The sequence below is a fragment of the Nitrincola nitratireducens genome (assembly GCF_000585235.1).
Taxonomy (GTDB): domain Bacteria; phylum Pseudomonadota; class Gammaproteobacteria; order Pseudomonadales; family Balneatricaceae; genus Nitrincola; species Nitrincola alkalisediminis.
Genome location: NZ_AONB01000040.1, coordinates 1 through 6,587 on the forward strand (window position 1 = coordinate 1; position 6,587 = coordinate 6,587).

General features: G+C 44.3%; 4 protein-coding genes. All 4 read left to right on the plus strand.

The window, feature by feature from the left end:
* The first annotated feature begins 230 nt into the window (after positions 1 to 230).
* Positions 231 to 1,631 (plus strand): phosphomannomutase, encoded by a 1,401-nt coding sequence (locus D791_RS18345; RefSeq protein WP_036514892.1) that lies wholly within the window; start codon positions 231 to 233, stop codon positions 1,629 to 1,631.
* A complete protein-coding gene (locus D791_RS18350; protein WP_036514898.1) occupies positions 1,631 to 2,797 on the plus strand; it encodes a nucleotide sugar dehydrogenase in 1,167 nt (388 codons plus the stop codon). Before D791_RS18345 ends, D791_RS18350 begins: the two co-directional genes overlap by 1 nt.
* 190 nt (positions 2,798 to 2,987) lie before the next feature.
* A complete protein-coding gene (locus D791_RS18355; protein WP_051514690.1) occupies positions 2,988 to 5,117 on the plus strand; it encodes a sensor domain-containing protein in 2,130 nt (709 codons plus the stop codon).
* A gap of 114 nt (positions 5,118 to 5,231) precedes the next feature.
* Positions 5,232 to 6,587, plus strand: a 1,356-nt coding sequence (locus D791_RS18360; protein ID WP_036514895.1) for a sensor domain-containing diguanylate cyclase, incomplete at its 3' end; no start/stop codon positions are given.

The window sequence follows — 6,587 nt, forward strand, 5'->3', positions numbered from 1 at the left end:
GATTGACGAGGAATAAATCTATATTGGATCAGACGCCGAACGGCAACAAGCTGTGTGGCGATTTGAAATGCGTGATGAAACCCAACCGAATGTCACACTGGGGAACATCTTGCAGATAAATCTGAATTTTCCGCATGGAAGGCTGTGCAATAATCTAGTGGGAGGATTAGGCAGAGCGGTATACTATCAGAACTTGCCACTCCCAAGGTTTGTTAAATAACGGAATTTTTATGACAACCCAACACACTGCTCAAATCCTAGAACACTCTCAAATCAACTTCGGCACCAGCGGCGCACGTGGATTAGTTGAACATTTTACTGATGAGGTGTGTGCAGCCTTCACGGTGAATTTTTTAACCGCTTTGAAGCAGCAAGGGCATGTAGTTAAGCGATTAGCCCTTGGCATTGATCTGCGCCCTAGCTCCCAAGCCATGGCCGCCGCCTGTGCAGGGGCAGCAAAGGCCTTGGGAGTGGCTGTCGATTATTATGGTGTACTCCCGACGCCAGCCTTGGCATTACACGCCATGCAACAGTCCTACCCTGCGATCATGATTACGGGTAGCCATATTCCCTTTGATCGCAATGGTCTTAAATTTTATCGCCCCGATGGCGAAATAACCAAAGCCGATGAGCAACTGATATTAACAGCAAACCTTGCCCTGCCGGCATTCACTCCCGAATGTCCCCAGGCCTCAAATGCCGCCGTTAACACCTATCTGCAATACCTTCGCGCACGCTTTCCGGATAATGTTTTAAAGGGTTGGAAAATCGGGGTGTATGAACACTCCGCTGCAGGTCGTGACATTACCACAACCCTCCTCCGTCAGTTAGGTGCAGAGGTGGTCTCCTTAGGACGCAGCCATACCTTTGTTCCCATTGATACCGAAGCCGTATCAGCAGACGACATCGCACGCGGTAAAGCCTGGTCACAGGCCCATGGGTTTGATGCCATTCTTTCGACCGATGGCGATGGCGACAGACCTTTAGTGGCTGATGAAACGGGCCAATGGTTACGTGGCGATCTATTAGGCTTAATCTGTGCTCGTTATTTACAGATAGAGGCCTTAGCCGTCCCCGTGAGTTGCAACACCGCGATTGAAACCTCTTCTACCTTTGCTGAGGTGGTGCGGACACGTATCGGCTCTCCTTATGTGATTGAAGCTATGCAACAATTGAGTGAACGTCACAGCCGAGTTGCAGGATTTGAGGCCAATGGCGGCTTTTTGCTGGATGCACTTCCCACTCGGGACGCGCTGCTTCCTGCCTTGGCGCTGTTCAGTTCGGCACGCGAGTCGGGAACTTCTATCTCCAAACTTGTTCAAGAATTGCCACAACGCTACACGGCCAGTGATCGCATCACGCAAGTGCCCACGGATAAAAGCCTTGCTTTACTCCAAGAGTGGAAGGCAAACCCTGATTTGGCATATGATGCGTTACAGCTATCCGCTCGCATTCAAACAATCGACACGACTGATGGTGTGCGCATGACACTTGCGAACCATGATATCGTTCATCTTCGTCCATCAGGAAATGCACCGGAGTTACGCTGTTATGTTGAAACAGACTCGGATGAACGCTCTGCTGTGCTCGTCGAACAGGTTTTAGGATTAATCAAGGAACGTATATCATGATGAAAATTGCCATCGCAGGTACCGGTTATGTCGGTCTTTCTAACGCCATGCTGCTCGCTCAACACCATCAAGTGGTTGCACTGGACATAATTCCCGAAAAGGTCCAGCAACTGAATCAACGCCAATCCCCCATCGAAGATGCCGAGATTGAAGATTTTCTGGCGTACAAAACCTTAAATTTTCGAGCCACCTTGGATAAGCAAGACGCGTATACCGGTGCTGATTTTGTCATCATCGCCACACCCACCGATTACGACCCTCAAACCAATTACTTCAATACCCGCAGCGTAGAGGCCGTCGTCAGTGATGTGTTGGCAATCAATCCAAATGCCGTTATGGTCATTAAGTCGACGGTACCCGTGGGCTTTACAACGAGTCTGCGCCAGAAATTCAACACTGACAATGTGATATTTTCACCCGAGTTTTTGCGTGAAGGCCGTGCACTCTACGATAACCTCTATCCTTCTCGTATTATTGTCGGTGAGCGTTCAGAGCGTGGCGAAATGTTTGCTGGCTTGTTAACTGAGGGCGCTATCAAGACGGATGTTCCGGTACTTTTCACCGACTCCACCGAAGCCGAGGCCATTAAACTCTTTGCCAACACCTATCTGGCGATGCGTGTGGCCTATTTTAATGAGTTGGATTCCTACGCCGAAACGCATGGTTTGGATACCCGCCAAATTATCGAAGGTGTCGGTCTGGACCCCCGCATCGGCTCGCATTACAACAACCCTTCTTTTGGATACGGCGGCTATTGTTTACCCAAAGATACCAAACAATTGTTGGCCAACTATGCCAACGTGCCTAGTAACTTGATCAATGCGATTGTTCAATCCAATTCAACCCGTAAGGATTTTATTGCTCAGTCAGTGATCAACAAAAATCCCAAGGTGGTCGGTGTTTATCGCTTGGTGATGAAAGCGGGCTCCGATAACTTCCGAGCTTCTGCCATTCAAGGCATCATGAAACGCATCAAAGCGAAAGGGATTGAGGTGGTCGTGTATGAGCCCGTGCTGGAGCAGGAGGATTTTTACAACTCGCGCGTCATTAAGGATTTGCAAGAGTTTAAAGCCCTGAGCGATGTCATTATCGCGAACCGGCCTTCAGATGAGTTAAGTGACGTGACTGACAAGGTGTACACGCGAGATCTGTTTGGCAGTGATTAATGCCAAATAGCATGAGCTCCAAGGATGGACTCATGCCGCTAACGCATGGTGTGCGTATTTTTTCTTCGAACTCTAGCTGGCCATTACTCAATCAAAAATCGGAAATAACGGAAGAATTTTAGGTATAACCTGTTGGTTAAACAGATTGGATGAAATAGAATGCTGTTTGAATTGTCATTAGAGATTGCTTATGAAACGCATGTCAGATGCCAACAAGATTTCCTTTTTGGAGTTTCTTCTTCACTCTAATACGGATCCTATCATTGTTAAAAACTGGCAAGGCAAATTCGTTTTTGCAAATCAAGCTGTCGCCAATCTTTACGGTACTACCCCTGAAAAAATGATCGGATTTGCCGACGAGGACTTTACCGGGAATCTTGAACAAGGCCAATTTTTTCTGGAAAACGTGCAGCGCATCATGAAAGCCTTTAAACCTGAATTGGTGTATGAGGATTCCACAGATGCCAACACGGGTGAAGTAAGGCACTTTGTGTCGCATAAAATTCCGTTTATAAATCCCTTAAACGAGCTCAATATTCTGGTCATTGCTAAAGACGTTACCGATATTACTCGTTTGAAAATCAATGCTGAGTACAACGAAAAACGTCTTAACTATGTGCTGGAAACCACAAAAGAAGGTGTTTGGGATTGGAACCTAGTGACAAATGAAGTCTATCACAACACTTTCTGGTATCAGTTGACCGGACTTAACGAAGATAGATGCGCCTTTGAAGACTTCAAGAATTGCATTCATCCCGAGGATCGCCATACGGTGATGCAATGTCTGACAGAGTGTATTGAAAACAATAAACCGTATAGAGTCGTTTTTAGACTACAACATGTCAACGGTTCGCTTATCTGGGTATTTGATAGGGGGGAAATCGTTCAAAGGGATACAGAAGGCAGACCCACACGAATGATAGGTGCCATTCAAGATATTACCCAACAAAAACTTGACCAAGCGCAAATTGAAAAACTAGCTTTCTATGATCCGCTGACCGAACTTCCGAACCGACGGTTATTACAAGAGCACATAGAGCTTGCGATACACTATAATCACAAAACTCAAACGACCTCCGCTTTACTCTTTCTTGACTTAGATAATTTTAAAATGCTTAACGACACACATGGTCATAACCTGGGTGATCAGTTGTTAATCGAGGTGTCTAAGCGTCTACAAACCCTAGTAGGCGATCAACATACTGTTGCCAGGTTTGGTGGCGATGAATTTGTGTTGATCATTAATGAACTAGACTTCAATCAGTCAGTTGCTTATCAACAGGCGATACTCTGGTCTGAAAAACTACATGCCTGTTTTTCTGAAAGCATCCCGCTTAACTTAAACAAACTATCCACACAGCATCTCACACGAATTGAATATCAAATAACAGTAAGTATTGGGATTACCCTATTTAACGGGGAGGATCACTACGAGGTAGATGATCTACTCAAACTGGCGGATCTTGCATTGTATCGAGCCAAAACAGACGGCCGAAACAGAACAGTGGTATTTGACCCTCGTATGCAAGAAGACTTGATGCAAAGTCAAAAAATGTTACAAGCGTTTACTCACGCGATAAAAAACAATGAGTTTGAGCTTTTCTATCAGCCTCAATACAACAAAGATCATCAGGTGATAGGGGTAGAGGCCTTGATTCGCTGGCAAAAAGGGAAAGATCTAGCCGGTGTGGAGCATTATTTATCACCCATCGATTTTATTCCTGTTGCCGAAGAAACAGGCTTAATCATTCCTTTGGGTGATTGGGTTATTGAGCAAGCATGTGCTCAATTAGCGCAATGGCAACAGGATCCTGCCTTTGAAAATCTGGTGGTCAGTGTGAACATCAGCGCTAAGCAATTAGCGCAAGCCGATTTTTCCGATAAGCTACTGGCAGCTGTAAGCGCATATAAGATCAATTCTCGTCAATTAAAACTGGAAATTACAGAGAGTTGTTTACTCCAGAACGTGTCCGATTTAATTAATAAGCTTCTGAAAATAAAGGAGTATGGGTTTAAAATTTCGCTTGATGATTTTGGTACAGGGTATTCTTCATTGAGCTATCTTAAACGATTACCTGTTGATGAAATAAAGATCGATAGATCCTTCGTTAGAGATATAATGACAGATGAGTCCGATGCGATTATGGTGAAAGCCATTATCGACTTAAGTAGAAACTTTGGGCTAGAAGTGATTGCGGAGGGTGTTGAAACCTCAGAGCAATTAGATCGGTTGATTGAGTTTGGTTGCGCATTCTTTCAAGGGTACTATTTTAATAAACCACTTAAACTTTCTGAGCTTAACAACTTGATACTTACCTAAACACATTATTCTGCTAAGCTTAATTTTTGAGCGATCATGCGTTTTTTACTACTCATAAGGGACTATTGTGTATCTTAATACTAAATGTTCTTAATAGGTACGAGATCCTCCCGTATGAGATTTCATATTAAGCCCCTCTCAACATTAGAGAGACAAATATTCGTCATCACCACCAGTGTGGCGCTGATCGCTATTGTACTGATTAGTATTAGTGTAGCGGCGATTCTTTACAAGCAAGGCATTGAAAACGCAGAATCGGTGTTACGTAACAAAAACCGTTTTATTGCGACCCAAATTCAGGGGTATGTAGCGCCACTTCGTCAAGCACTGGAGTATTCAAGCAGCACTCGTTCAGGATTGAATCATCTTCACCATGGTGAGCCTGAAACTCAGGAGCAGATTCTGCAGCTTTTTCAGGTACTGCAAAATACGATTCCCAATATCAATTTTATTTTTGCTGGATATGCGGATGGCTCTTTACTGATCAATAATTACACACCACCCAATGATTTTGATTCAACAATCAGACCTTGGTATCAAGCCGCGCTAAAAACCTATCCTCGTATCTCGGATGGTTTACCTTACCAAGAAATCAAATCAAAAGAATGGATGGTTTCCTTTAGTAAGGCATTCACAGATGGCCAACAACAGGTGCTTGGCGTGATCTCGATTGATGCCAGCATGGACGCAATCATAAAAGCATTAGCAACCCAAGATACGCGTTATCCAACCATTTACAATTTCGTATTGGATCAACAAGGAATGATACTGATTCATGCAGATGCAGCGCTACCTGAGAGTGTTCATCAAGCCATCTCTACACAAATCTCTTCCTCTGAATTGAGCACAGGCAAACTCAACTATCGTGACGGAGACAAACAAAGGTTAGCCCACTATCATCGTATTGATGAGCTAGGCTGGATTGTGGTGACTGAAGTTGATATAGCCGATATCCGCGACCCCATCATTAGAACCATTGCATCAAGTCTCGTCTTTGTTATTTTGGCTTCTTTAATGACGACATGGTTATTGAGCTTAGGGTTAAGCCGTTATTTGATCACGCCTTTAATCAAGCTACATAAGCGCGTTCAGGAGATCACTGAAGGAAAGGATGACACTCACTATCGTTTTCCGAATAATGAAATAGGAATGATCTCAACCGCGATCGAAAAACTAACCGAGAAGGCATTGGTACAGAAGAATATTGAGCTGAACGAAAAAAACCAATTATTAAACACACTGTCCCATACCGATCAACTCACATCCATCGCCAATCGCCGCAGAATGCTTGAAATACTGAATAGCGAAATCAGCCGTTATTATCGCGACCAGCAGCCATTCTCTGTACTGATGTTTGATATTGATTATTTCAAACGGATTAATGACACCTTCGGGCATGAAGTAGGTGATCAAGTGTTAATTCAGCTGGCGCAGGTCGTTAAAAACTCGATTCGTGAGAGCGATACTCTA